Genomic DNA, 24,940 nt, shown 5'->3' with positions numbered 1-24,940 from the left:
TGGGCTAAAATACAAAATTCAACTAAATAAATTTTATTGGTTTAGAAAGAAAACGGAATATTTTTTTGATTTAAAAACAAAAAAACAGAAGTTACCTCCTGCTTTTTTATGAATTTAATAAAAAAAAAGGTTATTTATGTTTGGATTCATTTACAAGTCTTTTTAAAATTGCCCATTGTTTGAGTGCATCACGAGCTTCAACGGCCGGATACCCTAGCATGGTTTTTCCTGCAGGAATATCTCCTGTTACACCGGAACCGGCACCTACAATCGCACCATCGCCTATGGTGGTGTGATCCTTTATAGAAGCGCTTCCTCCAATGATTACGCCATTTCCTAATGTTACAGAGCCTGCTAATCCACTGTTTCCAGCCATAATACAAAACTTACCTAGTTTGCTGTTATGCCCAATTTGGACTAGATTATCAATTTTACAGCCGTCACCTAAAATGGTTGAACTGAATTTGCCTCTGTCCACACAGGTATTAGCGCCAATTTCGACACTATTACCAATAATTACATTTCCAATTTGCGGAATTTTGACCAAACCTCTTTGTGGGTCAGGTCGAAAACCAAAACCATCCGCACCTATTGTCGCATTAGGATGTAAAATACAATCATTGCCAATGTGGCATCGTTCTCTGATAACCGTTCCTGACCAGATTACTGTGTTTTTACCAATCGTACATTCATCTAGAATGGTCACATTAGGATATACAGTGGAGTTGTCTCCAATTATGACATTAGGTCCTATATAACAGCCAGCACCAATTCGGGCACCAGTGCAAATAGAGGCAGTTGGATCAATCACAGCACTGGGATGAATGTCAATAGTAAATACTGGTGTTGGTGGAGCAAAGAGTTCTAGTACCTGAGACATCGCTAAATCAGCATTTTTAACTTTTATGAAAGCTCTATTTTCTCCGGGTTCTATAGCAATATCTTCATTGACAACTGCCGCACAAGCATTGGAAGTAAACCATAATTTTTCGTATTTTTTGTTTCCAATGAATGAAATTTCGGAAGCGGTAGCCATTTCTAATTGTTCAGGAGCAGTAATGTTTTGGGTAGTATTCCCTATAATTACGCCATTAAGAATCGCATTAATTTCTTGGATTGTATAAGATTTCATTCCGTGTAGATTGGATTTGGTTGTTTAATATTTTTCAAATAAAAGAATTTAGCGTTGAAATTCCTAATCTTACTAATTTCTTTAACAGGAATAAATGGAGTGGTTATATAAATTGTGAATACAATATTGTAATTGTTCCTTATCCTTTGGACATGAGGAAATGCTGATTGATTACAATAAATAGCAAACAACAGTTAGCGGTAGAGACTTTGTTGATTCAATGGTTGGGGTTAATTATAAAACAAATAGCCGGTACTTAATTATAAGTACCGGCTATTTTCTATTTATTTGACTCGGATAAATTATCTTTTCACAATCATTTTTCCATTGTTTTCTCCTTTAAATAAACCAAGTAGCGCTGTAGGTAATTGATCAAAACCTTCTACTATAGTTTCTGTAAACTTCAATTTTCCTTCATTGACCCATTTTGATAAGTGTGCAATTCCTTCTGGAAAGTCTTTTTGAAAATTATTGATAATAAAACCCTGCATTAATACACTTCGGGTTAATAACATGGGTTGGATTCGGGGTCCCATTGGTATTTCGGTGCTGTTGTATAGGGAAATTTGTCCACACAAAGCAATTCTGGAATGAAAATTCAGGTTTTCGATAACCGCATCAGAAATACTGCCACCTACATTGTCAAAATAAACATCCACACCGTTTGGACATAATTTAGCAATTGTGGATTTCATATTGGTATTTGTTTTGTAATTGACGACTTCGTCATAGCCAAATTCTTCTTTTAGCATTTTTACTTTTTCATCAGAACCGGCAATTCCTATTACACGAGCACCTTGGATTTTTGCAAGTTGGCCTACTACTATCCCAACGGCTCCTGCGGCTCCTGATACCACAACGGTTTCTCCCGCTTTTGGTTTTCCAATTTGCATTAGACCAAAATAAGCGGTAAGTCCTGTCATTCCCAGTATTCCTAAATAATATGTTAGGGATTCTACTGTTGATTCAATTTTTTGCAGGCCTTTTTCAGAGGCAATCATTTGTTCGCTCCAAGGCAAAGCGCCCAGAACAGTATCTCCTGTTTTGAAAAGATCGGATTTTGATTCTACTACAGTAGCCAAAACTCCGCCCTCTATAGGTTGGTCTAATTCAAATTGAGGTACATACGATTTTCCTTCATTCATTCGACCGCGCATATAGGGATCTACGGAATAATACAATCCTTTTAAAAGGACTTCTCCTTTTTTTAGATCGTTTAATTCTATATTTTCAGATCTAAAATCATTCAATGTTGGAATTCCATTAGGTCTTGATGCTAATACGATTTGTTTCGTTTTCATTTTTTTTTGTTTAATAAAAACTCTATTAGCCATTAGCTAATGAAGTTTTGTTTCCTGTTTTCTTTTTTAAAACTAATTTATAGTTTGGTTCTGAAATCATTTATGATTCCCCCTTTTGCAAGTACGTTAATTTGACGATCACTTAAACTGTGTTTGGTTTCAAATTCTAAAGTGCTTCCGTCCCCTTTTTCGATCACTACTTTTATATTATTTCTATTGACAACATCTTCACGGAGGTTTTTAAAACGGATCAAATCTCCCTGTTCCATTTTGTCATAATCAGAAACGTTTATAAATTCTAAAGGCACAATTCCAAAATTGACTAAATTTTGCCAAGCAATACGGGCATAACTTTGGGCAATAACAGCCACTTGCCCCAAATATTTAGGAGCAAGAGCGGCATGTTCCCGACTGGAACCTTGGGCATAATTTTCTTTTGCAATAACGATATGTCCACCAAATTCTTTTTTAGATTTCATGGCTCGGTCATAAAAACTAGGATCGATCACACTAAAAGCATATTTACTGATTTCAGGAATATTACTTCTTAAGGGAAGTACATCGGCTCCGGCTTTCAAAATTTCATCTGTAGATACATTATCGCCCATTTTTAATAAAATAGGAATTCGATAGTCTTGTTGTAAAGCTTCAATTTCAGGAATCGATTTGATATTTGGACCTTTATGTAATTCAACTCCTGATCCATCTTTTAGGGGAGCCACGAGCATATCAGTATTGATAATTTCTACTTCAGGATTCTCAAATTTAGGATATTTCATGCCATAGATTTTTTCCATATCTCTAGGATCTGTGATTTTTCCTGTCAGGGCAGATGCAGCAGCCGTTTCGGGACTACACAAATAAACCTGATCATCTTCTGTTCCAGAACGACTTGGGAAATTTCGAGGCATGGTTCTTAAACTGATTGTTCCGGTAGCGGGAGCTTGCCCCATTCCTATACAACCCATACAACCTGATTGATGAAAACGAGCACCAGCAGTAATCAAATTTGCAAAAGTAAAATTCTTTAGCATGTTTTGAATTGTCTGTCTCGAAGTAGGATTGACATCAAATGAAACTGCACTGTTGATTGTTTTGTCTTTTACGATCACTCCGGCAATCCAAAAATCTCGTAATCCAGGATTTGCAGAAGAGCCTATTACGACTTGACCAATTTCTTTTCCGGCAACTTCGCTCACAGGAACTACATTTCCAGGACTTGTAGGCAGGGCAATCAAAGGAACTAAATCGCCTAAATTGATTGCTGCATATTCATCATAAGTTGCTCCTGAATCGGCAATTAATTCCGTCCAGTCAGATTCCCGATTTTGGGAAATTAAAAACCGTTTGGTTTCATCATCACTGGGGAATACAGTTGTTGTAGCACCTAATTCAGCACCCATATTGGCAATTACATGGCGGTCCATCACGCTCAGATTTTTCAATCCTTCACCATAATATTCTATAATTTTTCCCACTCCGCCTTTTACATCATAGCGTCTTAGCATTTCTAGAATGACATCTTTGGCACTAACCCAATCGGGTAGTTTACCGCTGAGTTCTACACCCATTACTTTTGGCATTTTGACAAAATAAGGTTGACCTGCAATTGCAGCTGCAACATCTAAACCACCGGTTCCAATGGCCAGCATGCCCAAAGACCCTGCAGCACAAGAATGACTATCGGACCCAACGAGTGTTTTTCCGGGTTTGCCAAAACGTTCCATGTGCACCGGGTGACTTACGCCATTTCCGGGACGACTGTACCAAAGACCAAATCTTTGTGCCGCCGAAAGTAAAAATAAATGGTCATCGGCATTTTTAGAATCCGTTTGTAAAAGATTGTGATCCACATATTGAACCGCAACTTCTGTTTTGGCTTTTTTTAGACCCATGGCTTCTAATTCTAATTGGACCAATGTTCCAGTTGCATCTTGTAATAATGCCTGATCTATCCGGATTCCAATTTCTTGACCCGCAATCATTTCACCATGTAAAAGATGCGATTGGATTAATTTTTGACTAACGTTTAATTTTGACATATTTTGTACTTTTAGATGCTTTTCTTAAATGTAAAAATCGAGATATTGTCTTATTCTAGAAAGGATCAGATAATCCACTGATACGGATTAATTTTTTATTTACAAATTCATGAATTCCAATTTCAGAGAGTTCTCTACCGTAACCAGAACCTTTGGTTCCTCCAAAAGGTAAATCGGCTTGTGTCCAAGTTGGGTGATTGATAAATACCATTCCAGAATCAATTTGATCTGCAAGTCGTTTTCCACGTTCGATATCTTTAGTAAATATGGATCCTCCTAAACCAAAATCAGAATCATTCGCCAAGGCAATTGCAGCAGCTTCGTCTTTTACTCTGTAAAAAGAGGAAACTGGTCCAAATAATTCTTCGTGATATGCTGGAATTTCAGGATTTAGATCCGTTAGAATGGTAGGTTCCATAAAGGCTCCCGGACCATCAACTCTTTTTCCTCCAAGTAAAACGGTAGCTCCGGCAGCAACTGATCTTTCCACTTGATCTACTAAGTGTAATAAAGCTTCTTCACTACTCAATGGACCTAATTCTGTATTTGAATCCATTGGATCTCCTACTTTTAATTTAGCTAGTTTGGCTGTGTACTTTTCGATAAATTCATCAGCAATAGCTTCTATAGCAATAATTCTTTTGGAAGCAATACAGCTTTGTCCATTATTGTTCATTCTACCTACTACGGCCCATTCTACAGTTTTATCAATATCGGCATCTTCTAAAACGATTAAGGCATCATTACCTCCTAATTCTAAAACTGATTTCTTAAGGTTTTTACCAGCTTCTGTAGCTAAACTTGCACCAGCGGCTTCACTACCGGTAAGTGAAACGCCTTTGATTCTTTTGTCAGAAACAATGGCTGAAGCTCTCTTTCCTGAGATTAACAAATTAGTGTATAATCCAATTGGCGCTTGCGCTTCTTTAAATAAATCTTGAATTGCAATTGCACATTGAGGAACCATAGAAGCGTGTTTTACTAAGATAGTATTTCCTACCATGATGTTTGGCGCAATGAAACGAGCTACCTGATAAAAAGGGAAATTCCACGGTTGAACACCCAGTAAAACGCCTATTGGGCTTGATCTGATAATAGCCTCGCCAAGTTCAGGTTCTAATTTTTTATCGGCTAAAAATGCTTCGCCATTTTGAGCATAATAATCTAATATATTAGCACTTAATTCAATTTCACCTTCTGCCTGTGAAAATATTTTTCCCATTTCGAGTGTAATCAAAGTAGCCAAAGCTGTTTTTTTCTCTCTCATTAAAGAAGCTACTTTGTTTAAAACAGCCGCTCTTTCAGAATATGATGTTTTTTTCCAATCTTGGAAGGTATTGGCAGCTTGTACAATGGCATCATCTACTTGCTTGTCGGTCATTTCATCAAATGATTTCAAAACTTTGTTTGTTGCGGGATTCGTTGTTTGTATGGCCATAATTCTAATATTTAAAGAAGATTAATTTTTGGCTTCTGCCAAAAATAATTTATACTGTAAAACAGATGGTTTTAGCATGTATAATTCAATAATTGGTTAGGAAATTTTTACGAAGTAGATTGGTTTTTTTGAAAAAAATAAAATTGTTCTAGTTTGTAATAAAAATTATTGAATAACAAAGATAAAAATATTATGAGGAATAAGACTTACATAATTCCCACATTAACTTTTTTTTATGCGTAAAGTAAACACATCTAAAAGCCTTCTTTTTAAATGTTGTTTCTTTTCGTCTTCCTTTTTTTACATTTGGATGGATGGTGCTAGTTTTTACTTTTTTTAATTAAAACAAGACAAGAAATAGTAATTATAGCGGTTTAGATTAATACAATAGGATATTTTTTAAATTAATTTTTCTTCATAATAGTGTTACTTTCAAAACAGAAAAAAATTAGCATTGAAAATGGGATGCAATTGTGGGTCGTGAATAATTACTAAGCAGAAAATAATACCGTTTTCTAATGGCTTTAGAAAAAAAGGTAAAGAGTAGTATGATGCCTTAAGTAACATGATAAAATGTAACCGCTAAAAAAAGGGTTTATCTATAAAAAAAATCCCACCGACTTTAAAGCCGGTAGGATCTGTTTTATTTTAACTAAATGGTATTTTATTCCTCTTCCTTTTGTCCCATCATCATTAGATAAGCTTTCAGGAACTCATCAATTTCTCCATTCATAACGCCGTCAACGTTGCTGGTTTCATAACCGGTGCGAACATCTTTGACTAACTTATAAGGTTGCATGACATAATTTCTGATTTGGGAACCCCATTCTATTTTCATTTTACCAGCTTCAATATCAGCGCGTTGTGCCTGTTTCTTTTTTAACTCAATTTCGTACAATTGAGAGCGTAACATCTGCATGGCACGCTGTCTGTTGTCTTGCTGCGATCGCGTTTCGGAACATTGTATTTGAATTCCGGTAGGTTTATGAAACAATTGTACTTTAGTTTCCACCTTATTTACATTTTGTCCACCAGCTCCGCTGGATCGCGAAGTCGTGATCTCAATGTCAGCAGGATTGATGTCAATTTCGATGCTATCATCTACCAGTGGATACACGTAAACGGATGCAAATGAGGTATGACGTTTGGCATTGCTGTCAAAAGGAGAAATTCGTACCAGTCGATGCACGCCGTTTTCGCCTTTTAAATATCCAAAAGAATAATCGCCTTCAAACTCGAGTGTTACGGTCTTGATACCGGCAGCTTCTCCTTTCTGGAAATTCAGTTCTTTGATTTTGTAACCGTATTTTTCGCCCCACATCATGTACATGCGCATGAGCATTTCGGCCCAATCACAACTTTCGGTTCCACCGGCACCAGCAGTAATTTGTACCACAGCACTCAAAGTATCCCCTTCGTCCGAGAGCATGTTCTTGAATTCAATGGCTTCAATATGCGCTTGAGTGGCGTAGTAATGTTCGTCTAATTCTTCTCCGGTAAGTTCACCTTCTTTGTAAAAATCATAGGCAAGTTGCAATTCATCCGTCATTTCGACTGCTTTATTGTAATCTTCAATCCACTTTTTCTTATTTCGGAGATTTTTTACAATGATCTCAGCTTCTTTTGGATTGTTCCAAAAATCAGGGGCAAAGGTTTTTTCTTCTTCGTTTGAGATCTCAATTAGCTTGGCATCAACGTCAAAGATACCTCCTCAACGCACCAAGGCGCTCTACAATACCTTTAATTTGTTCGGTAGTTGTCATAAAATTATATTAATTTGGTTGGTCTGTTTTCAATAATTTATCAAAATTGCTGCCGTGTACTACAATTAGTGTAGTTTTAACGGAACTAGTTGGAATTAATAAACGGTATTGTGTAAATTTGTGGCACAAAAATAGAAAAATTTTACGAAGGGACAATTCGCGAATTGTCCGTACTGAAAATATAAAAAATTATATGGAAATAAATTTAGTTAGCGACACAATCACGAAACCTTCACGTGAAATGCTGGTTCATATGTTAAATGCTGAAGTAGGCGATGATGTTTACAAACAAGATCCTACAGTTATAGCCCTAGAAGCCAGAGTTGCTGAGATGTTTGGTATGGAAGCGGGTCTTTTTTTTCCCTCAGGAACGATGGCCAATCAAACAGCGATAAAATTGCATACCCAACCCGGAGAACAATTAATTGCTGACAAATATGCACATGTATACCATTATGAAGGCGGCGGTGTTTCCTTCAATAGTGGCGTTTCTTGTTGCTTATTAGACGGAAACCGCGGAATGATAACTGCAGAGCAAGTGGCTGGAGCCATTAATGATCCGGAGTTTTACCACAGTCCTTTAACAAGTTTAGTTTGTGTAGAAAACACCACTAATAAAGGTGGAGGCGCTTGCTATGAACTGGAAGATTTGCAAAAAATAAAAAAGGTTTGTGATGCTAATAATTTGAAATTTCACCTGGATGGCGCCCGAATCTGGAATGCTTTGGTAGCCAAAAATCAAGATCCAAAAGCATTTGGGGAATTATTTGATACCATTTCGGTTTGTTTGTCTAAAGGTTTGGGAGCACCAATTGGTTCGGTGTTGTTAGCGGACAAAGCCACGATTCACAGAGCATTGCGAATTCGAAAAATATTAGGTGGCGGAATGCGTCAGGTAGGCTATTTGGCAGCAGCAGGAATATATGCCTTGGACAATAATATAGAACGCCTTGCTGAAGATCATAGGCGAGCGAAAGAAATTGCCGAAGTTTTGAAAAAGGTAAGCTGGGTTGCATCAGTAGAGCCGGTTGAAACTAATATTTTGATTTTCTCGTTGGTTCCAAATTGTATCGAAAAGAATTTAATTGAATTGTTAAAGCAAAAAAATATTTTAATCAGTTCCATGGGGCATGGAAAACTGCGAATAGTCACGCATCTTGATTATAAGGAAGTTATGCATACCTATGTATTGGAAACCTTGCAGAAGTTAGTATAGTTCTTCTTGGAGAATTTGTTTAAAGTTTAAGGTTTAAAGTTTTTATCGTGATCAAAAAACGTTAAACCTTAAACTTTAAACTTTTTTATTTAAACAAATCTTCCATTCCGGGAATCATTGGCATATCCATTTTAGTAACGACATCCAGTTCGCTCTGATTGACATTTGTCGCTTTTTCGATTGCTTTATTCAATACTAAAATCAAATAATCTTCCAGTTGCTCTTTATCTGCTAATAGAGTGTCGTCAATAATAATTGATTTTAGGGTTCTGTTGGCAGTCAAAGTAACTTTCAATAAACCATCAGTGCTTTGTTCGTCTATAAGAACAGTATCTAAACGTTTTTTTGTGTCTTCTATCTTTTGTTGGGTCTCTTTAAGTTTGCCCATCATTCCCATTAAATCCATGTTTTAATTTTTTAAATTAATTTGATTTACAAAATTACTATATTGCATAGTTATAATCAATAAAATATTCATGAAAAATAAACTCGTCTTAAGTTGTCTTTGTGTTATTTTTGCACCATCAATTACTAATATAAAAGCGCAACAAATGTCAAAAAATATTCCTTCTCCCGTAGCTAAAATAATTCCAAAAACTTTAGAAAAACACAACCAAAAACGGGTAGATAATTATTTCTGGTTAAACGAGAGAGAGAACCTGGAAGTGATTGATTATTTGAATCAAGAAAATACGTATTATGAAGCCATGACTGTGGATACAAAAGGGTTTCAGAAAGAATTATACGAAGAAATGAAAGCCCGCATCAAGGAAGACGATCAATCGGTTCCTTACTTATACAATGGTTACTATTATATCACGCGTTTTGAAACCGGAAAGGATTATCCCATTTATTCCAGAAAAAAAGGAAGTCTTACCGCTACTGAGGAAATTTTATTCAACTGTAATGACTTAGCCAAAGACCATTCTTACTTTCAATTGGGTGGTTTGAGCGTGAGTCCGGACAATAAATTTGCGAGTTTTGGTATTGATACCGTTGGAAGACGTATTTATACGATACAAATCAAAAACTTAGAAACGGAAGAAATTCTTTCGGATAAGATTGAAAATGCTACTGGAAGTTCTGTTTGGGCCAATGATAATAAAACGATATTTTACACCAGACAAGATAAAGTTACCTTGCGGTCTGATAAAGTTTTTAAACATAAATTAGCCACAGATTCAGCTACTGATATATTAGTTTTTAATGAAAAAGACGATACGTTCAATGTTTCTGTAGGCAAAGAAAAATCAAAAAAATATATTGTAATAGGCTCCGGAAGTACCTTAACAACCGAGTACAGAATTTTAAATTCAGATACTCCAGATGGAGAGTTTGTGGTTTTTCAACCAAGGGTTCGCGGCTTAGAATACAGTATTTCTCATTTTGGAGATTCTTTTTATATCATGACCAATAAGGACAAAGCAACTAACTTCAAGTTGATGAAAACGCCTGAAAACGCTACTGCAAAAGAAAATTGGAGAGATGTCATTGCGCATCGAAAAGACGTTTTACTGGAAGATATCGAAATTTTTAGAAACTATTTAGTTGTAGAAGAACGTTCCAATGGTTTGAACCACATTCGTATTATGCCTTGGAGTGGAGAAGGAGAATATTATTTGCCTTTTGGAAGCGAAACGTATAGCGCATATACGACGACAAATGTGGATTTTGATACTGATATTTTGCGTTACAGTTACCAATCATTGGCAACGCCATCTTCAGTTATTGACTTTAATATGAAAACCAAAGAGAAAGAAATCAAGAAAGAGCAACAGGTTCTTGGGGGTAAATTTGATAAAAATAATTATATCGAAGAGCGTGTTTGGGCCACAGCAACAGATGGTACCAAAGTACCCATTTCTATGGTGTACAAAAAGGGGTTGAAAAAAGATGGGAATAATCCGGTATTGCTTTATGCCTACGGTTCATACGGCGTTACCATGGATGCTTATTTTTCATCTACGCGTTTGTCAATTTTGGATCGAGGATTTGTATTTGCCATAGCACACATTCGCGGTGGTGAAGATTTAGGAAGACAATGGTATGAGGACGGAAAATTATTGAAAAAGAAAAACACCTTCACTGATTTTATTGATTGTTCTAAGTTTTTGATTCAGGAAAAATATACTTCACCAAAACATTTATATGCCGAGGGCGGTTCAGCAGGTGGATTATTAATGGGAGCAGTTGTCAATATGGCGCCGGAATTGTACAACGGAGTAATTGCGCAGGTTCCTTTTGTAGATGTTATCACCACGATGCTTGATGACACGATTCCGCTGACAACAGGAGAATATGATGAATGGGGCAATCCAAACGAGAAAAAATATTATGATTATATGGCATCCTACTCTCCTTATGACAACGTAAAAGCTCAAAACTATCCTAATATGTTCGTTTCTACCGGACTTCATGATTCACAAGTACAATATTGGGAGCCTGCCAAGTGGGTTGCAAAGCTCCGTACTCAAAAAACAAATGATACCGTTTTATATCTTAATACGAATATGGATGCGGGTCACGGCGGTGCTTCAGGTCGGTTTGAAGCCTTAAAGGAATTAGCAAAGGAATATAGTTTTTTATTAGATTTAGAAAAAATTAAAAACTAGATAGCTTTTTTTTGTTAAATTTGTAACTTTCGAGGTGTAATTAGAAATTGCTGCAACTAACTATTTTTTTATGAAAAAAAAAGTAAACGCTTACAATAATGTCTTAGAACTTATAGGTAATACTCCTCTTATTAAGTTAAATAAAGTCACTGAAGAGTTAGAAGGTGCTTTTTATGCAAAAGTAGAAGCTTTTAATCCGGGACATTCCTCCAAAGACAGAATAGCATTGCACATAATTGAAGAAGCTGAAAAGAGAGGCGTTTTATCTCCTGGTGATACTATAATTGAAACAACATCCGGCAATACGGGTTTTAGTTTAGCAATGGTGAGTATCATCAAAGGATATAGCTGTATTCTGGCTGTTAGTTCTAAATCATCTAAAGACAAAATAGACATGCTTCGCAGCTTAGGAGCTAAAGTGTATGTTTGTCCGGCGCATGTTTCTGCTGATGATAAACGTTCGTATTATAATGTTGCCAAACGTTTGCATGAAGAAACGAAAGGCTCGGTGTATATCAACCAATATTTCAATCAGTTGAATGTTGATGCGCATTATAAGTCTACCGGTCCGGAAATTTGGAAGCAAACAAATGGAGCAATCACACACTTAATTGCTTGTAGTGGAACAGGAGGAACTATTTCCGGTACTGCAAAATACTTAAAAGAACAAAATCCAAACATTAGAATTCTTGGAGTCGATGCTTTTGGATCCGTATTAAAAAAGTACCATGAAACTGGAGAATTCGATAATGATGAAATTTATCCGTACCGAATAGAAGGTTTAGGGAAGAACTTAATTCCATCAGCAACGGATTTTGATATTATTGATAAATTCATGAAAGTAACTGACGAAGAAAGTGCTCATGCGGCTCGAGAAATCACAAGGAAAGAAGGTTTATTTGTAGGATATACTTCAGGAGCTGTTTTGCAAGCCATCAAGCAATATGCTGATGAAGGAGAGTTTGATGTTAACAGTGTTGTTATTGCCATATTTCCAGATCACGGTTCTCGTTATATGAGTAAAGTATTTAGTGATGATTGGATGCATGAACAAGGTTTCTTTGACAGTATAAACCAAGAAGAAGTTCAAAAAATAGAAATGATAAAATAAGTTGAAATTATAAATAAAAAGTCCCATTAGCTTTTGCAAATGGGACTTTTTTATTGATCATATAAGGAAGAATACTTTTTTGGTTAATCCAATAATTCAGGAGTACTAAGTATTAATTCGATTTTTTTAATAGTGATCGTGATCTGGCTCATTTGTAATTCTATGTTTCTAAAAAAGAGACTAATATCTCTGTTGACCCAACTTTCAGAAATAACTCTTGCTCCTAAACTAATTCTTAAAATAGCACTTTCAATTTCAGTAGTATATTTTACATTAACTGCTTGACCAATATGGCATTTTTGGGCAGCAAGCCGAATGATTTCTAATGAAGAACCTTCAAACTGATCCGATAAATCAGTATTTAATAACGTATATAATTTTTTTACGTTATCAACAGATAAAACTTCATTATCTTTAAAAATAAAGAAAGGAAAAATGGTACGGATATTTCGTATTCCAAATTCTTTACTGCTGTAACTCTTCGTTTTTGTTTCATCACCATAAATAGGCTGTAAAAAAGTGGCTTCTTTTATGGAATCATCAACAAAATTGCAAAACATCTCAATACCCATATTTCGATATAAAACAGGTGTTTTGTAGTATCTGTCCATTTCAACTACGGCCGCATTCCAGCGCATATAGGAACCATAGTTATACCCATCGGATAATTCATTGGAACAAAACCAAGAAGCCGGCCAATCAGAATGATTGTAATATTGGGTTAAACCTTTGGGTAATGTGTTTTTTACAGAATGTATTAATTTGTTGACACTTTTAGGTAAAATTAATGCACCGCAGTATGGAGGGCCCGTGAAAAATTTACTTCCTGTTATAGTAACAATATACCCTTTGTTTAAATAATTTTGTATGTCTTTTGGATCTAATCTAAGCTGTGAGCCATCTACAATAATCTGAATTGATAAATTTTCAAGTGTATTTAGTTTTTTTATAAATTCGTCACTGGGAGATTGATACCCTAATTTTGATTGGTCCATAGTATGTAACACGATGTGCCTGCCTTGATTTTTGGTCTTGATAACGGCATCAAATACTTCCTTATCTAATTGAGCAGAAGATTTTGATGCGCCATTTTCATCTCGAAAAGGGATTTTAATTAAATCAACCTCTCTAAAGCCTTCAATTTTAGTGTCTTTTTTAATTGGATAATTTAGTGCAGTAGTGTTTTCAAAGTGGCATCCTTTTAAGGCGGCAGCAACGCCACTACCAGTTTCATCAGAGGCCACCAAAATGTGTGTAATTTCTTTGTCGGAAATAATTTGTGTTATAGCTGCTATTTGCAGCGACGAATCGGTACCTGATGGAGAAAAAATTATTTCACATTCCTCATTTAATTTAAATATTTTTCTAAGGTTATTTTTTAGTAATTCAGAAAACTCGGTAGTAGTATTTTTAAAACTGTTTTTCAAGCTGTTTCTAATTAATATACTTCTCACTTTATCGGTTTTATCAAAAGCAAAATTTGAAACGCTGGACGCCGTAGATGAGGCAAAAGTAAATGCATCAGGTCTTGGGAATGGGCGACATCCGTATTTGTTTAGCAAATGAATTTCGTCGATATTCAATCTAAGATCTCCTCCAGACATTAATAAGTATTCGGTGGGTTTTGCTAGATTTTCAATAATAGGTTTCCAAGATTCTTTGAGTTCAGTATTTAAATTTTTTAAACCATGGAAAGATTGTAGCTCTTCGTTTATTAATGAAGATTCTGTATTTAAATAGGTATCATTTTTGATTAAATTAATTAAAACATAATCAAGATCTTCTAATTTTTCTTTATCATCTTTAGGTAGTAAATTATAAAATATTCGAATCACTTCAAGTGCAGCGATATCGCATAAAACAGCCTCTTTTTTTTCGTTATTCAACGCTTTGTACCATAACTGCCATTCAATACCATATCTTAAATAAACTAGAGCTAAAATAGGTTTGTTCAAAAAGGACGAGCCAATAATAATCGATTTATTGGGTATAATTTTGAAAATAGTAGGCTCACTAGTTGAGGTGATTATATTGATGTTATTTATCTTTGGTACAGTATTAAACCTTTTTAAAATACGCACTAAATAGTTTACATTTTCTTTTTCAAATAAACTGGTTCTTTTATATTGATTTTCAATTAGAATGTTGTTTGTCATATATGTTATAATTTAAAACGTTCCTTAGAACGATATTCTGTATTAGGAATATTTAGTTAATTCACTACACGCATTCAATCAGGGACTACATTCTGCTGAAAATTGTCACAAAAAATAATTTTCCCTTTTATTCTTAATATTCAATGATGGTGCTCTATTTTTAAATAATTATGCTCTCACTTGCTGGCTGTTTCGCTTGTTTTTTGGGCGTCGCATTTATCAAAAAGTAGGCAAATATAAGAAACTTGATATCAGGAAAAAAAATATTAAAAATACTCGTTTGCTAAATCTCATCGTGTTAATTATAGGCCGTGAATTAAACTTATATTCACTAAATAATGGAACTTATATTTTTTAATTAAATATTGTATTTTTTTATTTTTTATTTTTTATTTGAGCACCTGATAAAAAAGGATATGGGATACTCCAGAGGACATTTAAAACAATAAATGACCGAGGCTTAATTTTAAAGTCATACATTTTCAGGCAAAAAAACTCCAGCCGAAGCTAGAGTTTTAGTTATTGTAGAAATTAAGTTTATGCTTCTTCCATAGTATGATACACGTTCATGACATCATCGTCTTCTTCCATTTTTTCAATTAATTTTTCTACATCGGCCATTTCAGCTTCCGATAGTTTTTTAGTAATTTGGGGGATTCTTTCAAATCCGGAAGAAAGAATTTCCAGTCCTCTGTTTTCTAATTCTTTTTGAATGGTTCCAAAACTTCCAAAGGGCGCATATATTAAAATACCATCTTCGTCTTCAAAAACTTCTTCAGCACCAAAATCGATTAACTCTAACTCTAGTTCTTCAGGATCAATTCCGTTTGCCGGGATTCTAAAATTACAGGTGTGATCAAACATAAATTCAACTGAACCTTGTGTTCCCAATGTGCCATTGCATTTGTTAAAATAACTCCTAACATTAGCCACCGTTCTGTTATTATTATCAGTAGCAGTTTCAACCAGAATGGCAATACCATGGGGTGCATATCCTTCAAATAAAACTTCTTTATAATTGGCCGTGTCTTTATCGGTTGCTTTTTTAATGGCGCGTTCCACATTTTCTTTTGGCATATTCACTGCCTTAGAGTTCTGGATCACGGCTCGTAATCTGGAATTGGCATCAGGATTTGGTCCGCCTTCTTTTACGGCCATTACAATATCTTTTCCTATTCTGGTAAATGCTTTGGCCATTGCTGACCAACGTTTCATTTTTCTTCCTTTTCTAAACTCAAACGCTCTTCCCATTTCTATTTCTTATTTTGAACTGCAAAAATACAGTTATTCTAAACTTTATCCAATGATTTTATTTCTTGTAAAAAGGTAATTTTACCACTTTGGCAGGGACGTCATTTTTACGGATTCGGATAAAGATATCGCTTTCCAAAGCACTGTTTTCTGAAGTTACATACCCCATTCCTATTCCTTTATTCATTGAAGGTGACATCGTTCCCGAAGTTACAATTCCGATTACATTTCCTGTTGCATCTACAATTTCGTAATCGTGTCTTGGCACCGCACGTTCCTGCATTTCAAAAGCAACCAGTTTTTTAGAAACACCCGCTTCTTTTTGTTTTTTCAGATTTTCTGAATTCGTGAATTCTTTTGTGAACTTTGTAATCCATCCCAAACCAGCTTCCAGTGGCGAAGTTGTGTCATTAATGTCATTTCCGTACAAACAGAAACCCATTTCCAATCGCAACGTGTCACGAGCTGCAAGACCAATTGGCTTGATTCCAAATGCCGCACCTGCTTCAAAAACTTTAGTCCAAATTTGTTCTACTTCTGAATTTTTGCAATAAATTTCAAAACCTCCAGAACCAGTATATCCTGTAGCCGAAATGATTACATCTTTGATACCCGCAAATTCACCCACTTCAAAATGGTAATACGGAATCGCAGATAAATCTTTTGAAGTCAACGATTGCATTGCTTCAACCGCTTTTGGCCCTTGAATTGCCAATAATGAATAATCATCCGAAAGGTTTTTCATCTCCACACCCAAATCATTTTGAGCCGAAATCCAATCCCAATCTTTCTCAATATTCGACGCATTTACTACTAATAAATACTGCTCATCTTTCATTTTATAAACAAGCAAATCATCTACAATTCCACCATCATTATTTGGCAAACAAGAATATTGCGCTTTTCCGATAGTCAAAGTCGAAGCGTCATTTGTAGTCACTTTCTGAATCAAAGCCAATGCATTTGGACCCGTAAGCAGGAATTCACCCATGTGAGAAACGTCAAAAACACCCACGGCATTGCGCACCGTTTCATGTTCCGCATTCACTCCTTCATATAAAATGGGCATATTGTATCCGGCAAACGGTAGCATTTTTGCTCCCAAACTCTCGTGTATGTGCGTAAGCGCAGTATTTTTCATTGTGTTTTTCTATAAAATTTAATTTTGCTAATTTATTGATTTTATTTCGGGTGACAAAGGCGGAGCGAAGCAAAGTTTAAAGTTTCAAACGTTTTCGGAACAACACGTACCATATCATTTATCATAAGTTTTTTTAGGAGCTATTTCCTGCTTTTCACTGCAATCTTATTATTCGCCAAAAAGGCGTATAATAAGGATTTCCGTTATAATCAGGGCTAGGGAATTTCGGTTCAAATAACGAATTTGTATCCTATTAAATTCGTAATTTTAAACAAATAAATTTCCATGACGAATCCTATTTATATTGACCAAAAAGAAATTCTAAAACGCTTCAAACAACCAGACAAACATACCCACAAAGGTATTCAAGGACACGCTTTAATCATTGGCGGAAGTTACGGCAAAATAGGAGCAGTGAGCTTATCCTCTAAAGCGGCTTTGAAAACCGGCTGCGGATTAGTTACCGTTTTCATTCCGAAATGTGGGTACGATATTTTACAAATTTCAATCCCAGAAGTCATGGTTTTAACTGACAATCAGGAGAAATCAATTTCCAATATTACTTTCGACATTACACCACAAGCCATCGGAATTGGTCCTGGATTGGGTCAGGCCGTAGAAACCCAAAATGCGCTGCATCAGTTTTTAAAAACAAATAAAACGCCTTTAGTGATCGATGCCGATGCACTGAATATTTTATCCCAAAACAAAGAATGGTTTTCTTTAGTACCGCCCAAAACAATCTTAACGCCACATCCCAAAGAACTGGAACGATTAATTGGAAAATGGGATTCCGAAGAAGAGAAAATAAGTAAAGCAATCTCCTTCTCTAAACAATACCATAGTATAATCGTAATGAAAGGCGCAGCCACCCGAATCATAGATGGCGAAATTGTCTATGAAAATACCACCGGAAATGCTGCGCTTGCAACCGCCGGAACAGGCGATGTTTTGACAGGTATGATAACCAGTTTATTGGCACAATCCTATGAACCTACAAGCGCTGCAATTCTAGGCGTGTATCTACACGGATTAACCGCTGCTATTGCTTTGCCAGAAACCGGTTATCAGTCTTTTATCGCTTCAGATGTGATTGCGAATATTGGGAAAGCTTTTTTGAGTATTACAGAATAAGACTTTTTATAAAGGTTTCAAAAAAATTATATTTTCAATTCGTTAAACAAATCAATCAGTTTGGTGTCAGATGGTTTTGGAGCATCTGAATTTTCAATTTTACCATTTGGATCAATAAGAATGAATCTGGGAATTTCCTTAATGCCATAACCTTTAATAAATTCAGAATTGAAGTCCATATCGGCTAATAATTGAATTCCTCCTAATTGTTTTTGATTTACAAGATCGCTCCATTTTTTTCGATCTTTAATATTATCGACCGAAATACTTATAAAAACTATGTTTTTATCTTGATATTGTTTTTCCACTTTTTCCAAAAATGGTGCTTCCTTGAGACAAGGTCCACACCACGTTGCCCAAACATCTATGTAAACATATTTCCCTTTTAGACTTTCTAAAGACGTTTTTCCACCTTTTTGGTTTTCGTAATTAAATTTTGGAGATGCTTTGTGAGGTTGAGTCGCTAATATATTATGATAAATTGCAGTTAGGCTCTCTTTTAATTTCGGATCATTTGTAATGAAAAGATATTCTTGGTATATTTTTTCATAATTGGCATTATCAATATTTACGTCATAAATGGAGTTATGAATGATGAAATTCTTAAGGTTTTGACTTTTGAGAGCTTTAATATTAATGATTTTAGCTTTAATAAAATCAATCTCAGTTCCGTCAAATTTGATATTAGTAAAGAATTTTAACCTAGCTAGTTTTTGGTATTCAGTAGAAAATATAAAATCAGCATCATTATCTAAATCTATTTTTTCATCAAATTTTGGGAATTCATCGGAAACGTAAAATTCTTTTAAATGGGCGTAGAAATTATGGTACTTTTCATAAAATAACAAGTGTTTTTGCTCTAAATAATTAATATTAGCAACTTCTTTTTCTTTGAAATAAGCGCTAGAAAATTTAGTTGTATTGTACAAGGCGAAAATAGAAGTTTTAATTTCATTCACTTTCTTCAAGAACTCCTTTTCATCCAATTTATACAATTCTTCATCTGAAATTTGAGAGGTTATCTTTAATTTTTCAATTATATATTGATTCTCGATACTACCTTTGCCTTTATATTTTAAACTTGTATTAAAAACATTATCATCAGCGAGTAGCATTAGATTAGTCTCTTTTGATAAATAAATTGGCATACTGTTTTTACCAGTTTCAAGGGTATAAATTCCATCATGTGGAATACTTATGTTTTCTGAAAAACTACCATCAGCTTTTAATATGATTTTTTTTTTAAATAATTCTCCTTTTATACTGATAGTATCGCTCGCGGTATTGGTTATTTTCCCGGAAATTGGTATTAGCTCTTTTGAAGTTGTAAATGAGGCTAAAACTAAAATTAGCAATAGATAAATAACTTTTTTCATTGCGGTTTATTTTTAATAATTACTCAAATATAAACTATTTCTTAAAAATTAGTATCTAATTCTTTGATAATTAAATAAAAAGGGATTGTTTTCTTTTTTAAATTTAGATACGAATAGTGTTTTATAATAAACGGGGAACCAGTCTTAAATTGCTTCTTATCGTATTATAAATATTGGGAAAGCTTTTTTGAGTTTAGAAAAATTGGAGTAGTATTTTGTCTTTGACCATTTTATTTTATTCCTTTTCCTTTTGTCATTCAGACGAGGGAGGAATCTCATTGTAGTTTCCGGTAATTTTTTTTATGAATAGCTCATTTGTTCAATTTATTATCAATATAGTTTAGTGATGAAAATATTCTTCATGAGATTTTTCCTGGAGTAGAAGCCAGATTGTTAGCAATCATTCTGCAAAATAGATACTAAATTCTTCTACTTATTTGTAAGTTTGTATCCAAGCAAAATAGCTTTATCCAATTCGATTATGGAAAAAACACCCCATCTTAGAACCGTAAATGTTACGCGATACATCACTCCGCTGCGGGAAGGCGGTTCTTTGCCTGCGCTCGCTGAAGCCGATGATGATTTTAAATATGTCTTGAAATTCAAAGGTGCTGGACATGGCGTAAAAGCCTTAATTGCCGAATTAATCGGTGGAGAAATTGCTCGTGTATTAAACTTGAAAATGCCGGAACTCGTTTTTGCAAATCTCGACGAAGCTTTTGGCCGCAGTGAAGCCGACGAAGAAATTCAGGACTTGCTTCAAGGGAGTCAGGGTCTGAATTTAGCCTTGCATTATTTATCGGGAGCCATAAATTTTGATCCTGTTGTCACGTTGGTTAACCCAAAACTAGCTTCCCAAATTGTTTGGTTAGATGCTTTTATCACCAATGTGGACAGAACCTTTAGAAACACCAATATGTTGATCTGGCATAAAGAATTATGGTTGATCGATCACGGCGCAAGTCTTTATTTTCATCATTCGTGGACCAATTGGGAAAAGCAAGCACAAAGTCCTTTTGCACTGATTAAAGACCATGTTTTGTTGCCTCAGGCTTCTTTATTAATAGAAACGGATGTAGCATTCAAAAAAATAATGACAGACGATGTATTGCAAAATATCGTGAATCTGATTCCGGAAGTATGGCTCCATTGGGAAGATACCGATGAAACTCCGGATGCAATTCGGGAAGTCTATTTTCAGTTTTTAATAACACGTTTGAACCATTCCGAAATTTTTATAAACGAAGCACAAAATGCAAGAAAAGCACTTATATGAGTATGCCGTAATCCGGGTTGTGCCAAGGGTAGAACGCGAAGAATTCCTCAATGTGGGTATTATTCTTTTTTGTAAAAAAGCAAAATTCATCAAGGTTTTGTATGCAGTAAATGAATCCAAACTCCAAGTTTTTTCGGATGATTTGGATATAGAACAATTGCATTTAAATATACTGGCATTTGCCAAAGTAGCGCATGGCGAAAAATCAGGAGGGCCAATAGGACAATTTGATATTCCATCGCGTTTCCGTTGGTTGACAGCACTTCGCAGTTCCGCCATTCAAACCTCAAGACCACATCCAGGATTGTGTGATGATTTGGAACAAACAACACAACGCTTGTTTGAAGAAATGGTATTGTAATAAAATCTAAGAAAGACTGTTTAAGTGGCGCGCGAGGTGCATTCCCATACTAAAACAAGCTTGCAAGAGATAGCCTCCGGTAGGTGCATCCCAGTCGAGCATTTCACCAATGCAATAATTACTTTTTTTATCTTTTAGTTGAAAATTTTCGTCCACAGCATTCAGTTGGATACCGCCTGTCGTTGATATCGCATCGTTCAATAACGCAGCACCGGTAATTTCGAGGCTTAATTTTTTAATATTTTGAGCCAATAATTCTGGATTCAAGTAGATTTCTTTCGAAAGGTATTTTTTCAAAAGTCCAATTTGAGCGGGACTCAATTTTACTTCTTTCTGTAATGTTTCGCTAGTCTTTTTAAAAGTTGATTTTCTAATTTTGTCAAGCAAATCTTCATGACATAAGGTTGGTTTGAGATCTAGGAAAATTGTAGCTTTTTGTTGGCTTTCCAATTCTTCCCGAATGTATGGACTAAGTGCATAAATAGCATTTCCTTCTAAACCGAAACGTGTGATAACCGCTTCGCCTTTTTGTCTTTTATTCAAACAGCTAATCGCAATATTTTTAAGCGGACTGCCTTCATGTTCCAAGATGAAATCTTCCGGCCAGTTCACCCGATACGCACAATTCGAAGATTGAAAAGCAACGATAGGAATATTTTCCCTTTCAAATAAATCTAGCCAGGCACCATCAGAACCGGTGATCTTCCAGCTACCACCGCCCAAGGCAAAAATGGTATAGTCGGATTTTATTGCTGTATCTGTATTGAAAACGATGTCATCTTTGTTCCTCCAGCCCGTCCAAGTGTGTTGGTATTGAATAGCGACACCTTGCTTAGTCAAAACATCCAGAATTGCGTTGAGTACTGTTATGGGTTTGATGCCACTTTCAGGATATACTCGTTTGCTACTGCCAATATAGGTTGGGATACCGATGGTATCTATCCACTGTCTAAAGTCTTCATTATCAAAATCAAGCAATGCTTTTTTCAAAAAATGAGGTGGTGTATAGCGTGCAATCAATTCAGCAATGGGTTCCGAATGGGTGAGGTTAAATCCCCCTTTTCCGGCCACCAAAAATTTCCTTCCCAGTGTTTTGTTTTTTTCGTAGACTGTAACCTTGAATTTCTCACAATCCAATAATGCAGCCAGTATAAGTGCTGCGGGTCCTCCTCCAATAATTGAAACTGATTTTTTCACGTCACAAAAATAGGTTTTGTTTTACCCATAAATGCCGTTACGTATTTTATATTAGCCAATGTATATGTAAAAAATAAAAAAGGCTGTTCAAAATAATTTTGAACAGCCTTTTTAGAAATTTTTTATCCACTAATATTTTGCCGACTCTCCGGCTTTCGGCAAGGATTGTTTTATAAATTGTCTGATATCCTCGTTGGCAGTTTCTAAATCTACTTTTCTCAAATACATCATGTGCCCGCTTCTGTAACCTTTCCAGGACATTCGATCTTTTAGTCTTCCGCTTGGATCCATTTGCCACATGTTGTATTTTGAATTGAAATAATCACAAGCCCCGTCATAATAGCCGGACTGAACCATTACATGCAAATACGGATTTTGAGCCATGGCTTGTCTCAGGTTTTCTCCAGTTTTATCATTGGAATCATCCCAAGGCCGCACAGAACCAAACATATTGTATTTGAAATCGGTTTTGTAATTCAAATTATTGCGCAAGTACATATTGATGGCAGGAGTAAAGGAGTGGAGCCAAGAAGTAAGTTCGGCATTAAAATCAGGACTGTCACCAGCGGTTTTACGGTCAATTCCTTTGTAACGAGAATCTAATCTTCCTACGGTAAATCCTTGATCGCGCAACAATTCTTTCCAGAAATAATCATAGGGAACATCTAAATTATTTTGTAAAACCACTTTTTCCGAAAGTCCGGAATAGCGCGCAATTTTGGATGCCATTTCTTTTCTTTTTTGATCGTCCAATGCGCCTCCTTTGCTCATTGCGGGAAGCAGTTCATTTATGGTAAATTCTTCTACTTCAGGCAGCATATCCGTTAAATCTTTGTTCTGTAAATCAGCAGGTAATTTTTTATGGAACCAAGCCGTAGCAGCAAAATAAGGCAGTTTCAGTGCAGCTTCAGAAGCGACTCCACGAGTGATTCCCAATTCAGTTGGCGATACTAAAATAACGCCGTTCAAATACATCCATTCACTGTTTTGTAATTCTAGTGCCAATCCGGAAACACGCGTAGTACCATAACTTTCACCAATGAGATATTTGGGTGAAGCCCAACGATTGGTTCGGGATACAAATCCATTAATCCAATCAGCAAGGTATTTAATGTCGGCATTTACACCAAAGAATTTAGTGGTTGGTATTTCTTTACTTGTCGCTCTTGAATAGGCGGTATTAACAGGATTTACAAAAACAATATCGGCAACATCCAATATCGAATATGGATTTTCCTTGATTCCATAAGGCTGTAACGGATAGCCTTCATCATCAATATTAATTAAAGTGGGACCCGTATAGGCAATCTGCATCCAAACCGAAGCGGAACCTGGACCGCCATTAAAGGAGATGACTAAAGGGCGGGCAGCACGATCTTTTACATCAGAACGCTCATAATACGTGTAAAATAATCCGGCAATTGCTTTTCCATCCTCATCCCAAACCGGCATCGTCCCAGTGGTGGCTTTGTAAGGCACTTTTTGACCTTTGATAGTTGTGCTGTGTTCTGTTATGACCTGCGAATCCGGATTGAAAATAAGATTTGCAGCTGAATATTCTTCTTTTGGAGCAGGAGTAGCTGCTGGTGTTTTTGATGGTTGGGCATGCATTGTCGTAAAAAATCCAACTAAGAGCAACGATAGTACTGTTTTTTTCATAAAGAGATCGGTTTGAGGTGTTTTTAACAACAATTTTTTGATAAAATTTAATTTCACTAATGTATTGTTTTTTATTGGAGCATCTATAAAAGAATGCAAAATTGTGATTTTAATGCGTTTGACCTGTCATTCAAGCACCTGGAATAGGAATCAAATAACTGTTGTGTTTGCCCTGATTTTCTGATTACCTTTGCATCATGGATAAAATTTTTCGTCCCAACCCTAATTCTTTCAAAAATACTTTCTGCGTATTTGATGAAATTTCTATTGATGCTATAAATGGATTGAAAATTCAGTATGACAGCAAATCGGGCAGTAAATATTATTATACTAAAACGGGAATGTATCGGTTGTCCAATCATTGGGGACGATTAGCTAATAGCAAATGGCGATTAGAACCTTTAGAACCAGAAACAATTTCTAAAATTAAATTGGGTTATGCTTCTTGGGATCGTTTTTATCCAGATAATGCTATAGAAGAACTCTATTATTTAGAAGCAAATTATCTAAAGAAAACAGTCAATTACCAACACAGAAATAATCCAAAGTATGATAAAAAAGCGATCTTGAGAACCAGTTTTGAAACCACTAAACGCATCAAGCAGATCCGGAATTTATTCAATCTGACTTCGTGGGCTAACTATTTTGATTGCGACGATATTGATCTTTTGAGAGAGAAAATTATCAATCAATTAATTTTTACCACTAAAACGTTAGAGGAAATAAAAAAAGAATTTATTTGATGCCAGCCACGGAATCATCTGAAAAATATTG

At 35.5% G+C, this 24,940-nt stretch carries 19 protein-coding genes; 7 read left to right on the top strand and 12 right to left on the bottom strand.

Annotation, left to right across the window (positions count from 1 at the left end; all coding sequences use genetic code 11):
- Positions 1-130: 130 nt before the first annotated feature.
- The 5 genes from lpxD to prfB all read right to left on the bottom strand — a co-directional run bounded on the left by lpxD (position 131) and on the right by prfB (position 7,676).
- The gene (gene lpxD / locus EKL99_RS13865) at positions 131-1,132 is read right to left on the bottom strand and encodes a UDP-3-O-(3-hydroxymyristoyl)glucosamine N-acyltransferase (protein ID WP_126463352.1); all 1,002 of its coding nucleotides are present in this window, start codon (positions 1,130-1,132) and stop codon (positions 131-133) included.
- Positions 1,133-1,434: 302 nt separating this feature from the next.
- On the bottom strand, positions 1,435-2,433 hold the full coding sequence (locus EKL99_RS13860) for an NADP-dependent oxidoreductase (protein ID WP_126463350.1): 999 nt from the start codon (positions 2,431-2,433) through the stop codon (positions 1,435-1,437).
- 77 nt (positions 2,434-2,510) lie between these two features.
- Positions 2,511-4,475, bottom strand: a complete 1,965-nt coding sequence (locus tag EKL99_RS13855; RefSeq protein WP_126463348.1) for an aconitate hydratase — start codon at positions 4,473-4,475, stop codon at positions 2,511-2,513.
- Positions 4,476-4,530: 55 nt separating this feature from the next.
- Complete coding sequence (locus EKL99_RS13850; protein ID WP_126577146.1) at positions 4,531-5,913, bottom strand: NAD-dependent succinate-semialdehyde dehydrogenase; 1,383 nt, start codon at positions 5,911-5,913, stop codon at positions 4,531-4,533.
- A 664-nt stretch (positions 5,914-6,577) separates the two neighbouring features.
- A protein-coding gene (gene prfB / locus EKL99_RS13845; protein ID WP_126456165.1) for a peptide chain release factor 2 occupies positions 6,578-7,676 on the bottom strand; the annotation gives its coding sequence in 2 pieces (ribosomal slippage) (positions 6,578-7,612 and positions 7,614-7,676; 1,098 coding nt in all).
- 193 nt (positions 7,677-7,869) lie between these two features.
- Between prfB and EKL99_RS13840 the strand changes: the two genes are divergently transcribed.
- Positions 7,870-8,892 carry a low specificity L-threonine aldolase gene (locus EKL99_RS13840; protein WP_126456163.1) on the top strand — a complete coding sequence of 341 codons (1,023 nt, stop codon included), beginning with the start codon at positions 7,870-7,872 and terminating at the stop codon, positions 8,890-8,892.
- 85 nt (positions 8,893-8,977) lie between these two features.
- Here EKL99_RS13840 and EKL99_RS13835 read toward each other — a convergent pair whose 3' ends face one another.
- The gene (locus EKL99_RS13835) at positions 8,978-9,298 is read right to left on the bottom strand and encodes a YbaB/EbfC family nucleoid-associated protein (RefSeq protein ID WP_126454841.1); all 321 of its coding nucleotides are present in this window, start codon (positions 9,296-9,298) and stop codon (positions 8,978-8,980) included.
- A 70-nt stretch (positions 9,299-9,368) separates the two neighbouring features.
- Between EKL99_RS13835 and EKL99_RS13830 the strand changes: the two genes are divergently transcribed.
- Complete coding sequence (locus EKL99_RS13830; RefSeq protein ID WP_197037252.1) at positions 9,369-11,504, top strand: S9 family peptidase; 2,136 nt, start codon at positions 9,369-9,371, stop codon at positions 11,502-11,504.
- Positions 11,505-11,574: 70 nt separating this feature from the next.
- A complete protein-coding gene (locus EKL99_RS13825) occupies positions 11,575-12,615 on the top strand; it encodes a PLP-dependent cysteine synthase family protein (RefSeq protein ID WP_126463342.1) in 1,041 nt (346 codons plus the stop codon).
- An 83-nt stretch (positions 12,616-12,698) separates the two neighbouring features.
- Here the strand turns inward: EKL99_RS13825 and EKL99_RS13820 are convergent, their stop codons facing one another.
- From EKL99_RS13820 to gcvT, 3 genes are all read right to left on the bottom strand, one after another.
- Positions 12,699-14,771 (bottom strand): hypothetical protein, encoded by a 2,073-nt coding sequence (locus EKL99_RS13820; RefSeq protein WP_126555511.1) that lies wholly within the window; start codon positions 14,769-14,771, stop codon positions 12,699-12,701.
- A 537-nt stretch (positions 14,772-15,308) separates the two neighbouring features.
- The gene (locus EKL99_RS13815; RefSeq protein ID WP_126454832.1) at positions 15,309-16,022 is read right to left on the bottom strand and encodes a YebC/PmpR family DNA-binding transcriptional regulator; all 714 of its coding nucleotides are present in this window, start codon (positions 16,020-16,022) and stop codon (positions 15,309-15,311) included.
- A gap of 58 nt (positions 16,023-16,080) precedes the next feature.
- Positions 16,081-17,163, bottom strand: coding sequence for a glycine cleavage system aminomethyltransferase GcvT (gcvT, locus tag EKL99_RS13810; protein WP_126516245.1), 1,083 nt, complete (start codon positions 17,161-17,163; stop codon positions 16,081-16,083).
- 285 nt (positions 17,164-17,448) lie between these two features.
- On the opposite strand from gcvT, the gene EKL99_RS13805 reads away from it, so the two are divergent.
- Entirely contained in the window at positions 17,449-18,297 is an 849-nt protein-coding gene (locus EKL99_RS13805) for an NAD(P)H-hydrate dehydratase (protein ID WP_126577144.1), read from the top strand.
- A 26-nt stretch (positions 18,298-18,323) separates the two neighbouring features.
- Here EKL99_RS13805 and EKL99_RS13800 read toward each other — a convergent pair whose 3' ends face one another.
- On the bottom strand, positions 18,324-19,673 hold the full coding sequence (locus tag EKL99_RS13800) for a TlpA disulfide reductase family protein (RefSeq protein ID WP_126577143.1): 1,350 nt from the start codon (positions 19,671-19,673) through the stop codon (positions 18,324-18,326).
- Between the two features lie 481 nt (positions 19,674-20,154).
- On the opposite strand from EKL99_RS13800, the gene EKL99_RS13795 reads away from it, so the two are divergent.
- The gene (locus tag EKL99_RS13795) at positions 20,155-20,949 is read left to right on the top strand and encodes a HipA family kinase (RefSeq protein WP_126463334.1); all 795 of its coding nucleotides are present in this window, start codon (positions 20,155-20,157) and stop codon (positions 20,947-20,949) included.
- Positions 20,927-21,310: a DUF3037 domain-containing protein gene (locus tag EKL99_RS13790; protein WP_126562034.1), complete on the top strand. Its 384-nt coding sequence runs from the start codon at positions 20,927-20,929 to the stop codon at positions 21,308-21,310. The genes EKL99_RS13795 and EKL99_RS13790 overlap by 23 nt, the downstream gene beginning before the upstream one ends.
- A 6-nt stretch (positions 21,311-21,316) precedes the next feature.
- Here EKL99_RS13790 and EKL99_RS13785 read toward each other — a convergent pair whose 3' ends face one another.
- A complete protein-coding gene (locus EKL99_RS13785; RefSeq protein WP_126562033.1) occupies positions 21,317-22,507 on the bottom strand; it encodes a TIGR03862 family flavoprotein in 1,191 nt (396 codons plus the stop codon).
- Between the two features lie 129 nt (positions 22,508-22,636).
- Entirely contained in the window at positions 22,637-24,166 is a 1,530-nt protein-coding gene (locus tag EKL99_RS13780) for a S10 family peptidase (protein ID WP_126577142.1), read from the bottom strand.
- A gap of 197 nt (positions 24,167-24,363) precedes the next feature.
- On the opposite strand from EKL99_RS13780, the gene EKL99_RS13775 reads away from it, so the two are divergent.
- Complete coding sequence (locus EKL99_RS13775) at positions 24,364-24,909, top strand: hypothetical protein (protein ID WP_126463326.1); 546 nt, start codon at positions 24,364-24,366, stop codon at positions 24,907-24,909.
- The last annotated feature ends 31 nt before the right edge of the window (positions 24,910-24,940 follow it).

The sequence above is a fragment of the Flavobacterium sp. ZB4P23 genome, from assembly GCF_003970375.1.
Taxonomy (GTDB): domain Bacteria; phylum Bacteroidota; class Bacteroidia; order Flavobacteriales; family Flavobacteriaceae; genus Flavobacterium.
The sequence above is the reverse complement of the archived record's forward strand: the minus strand, read 5'-3'. Positions and strand labels throughout refer to the sequence as shown.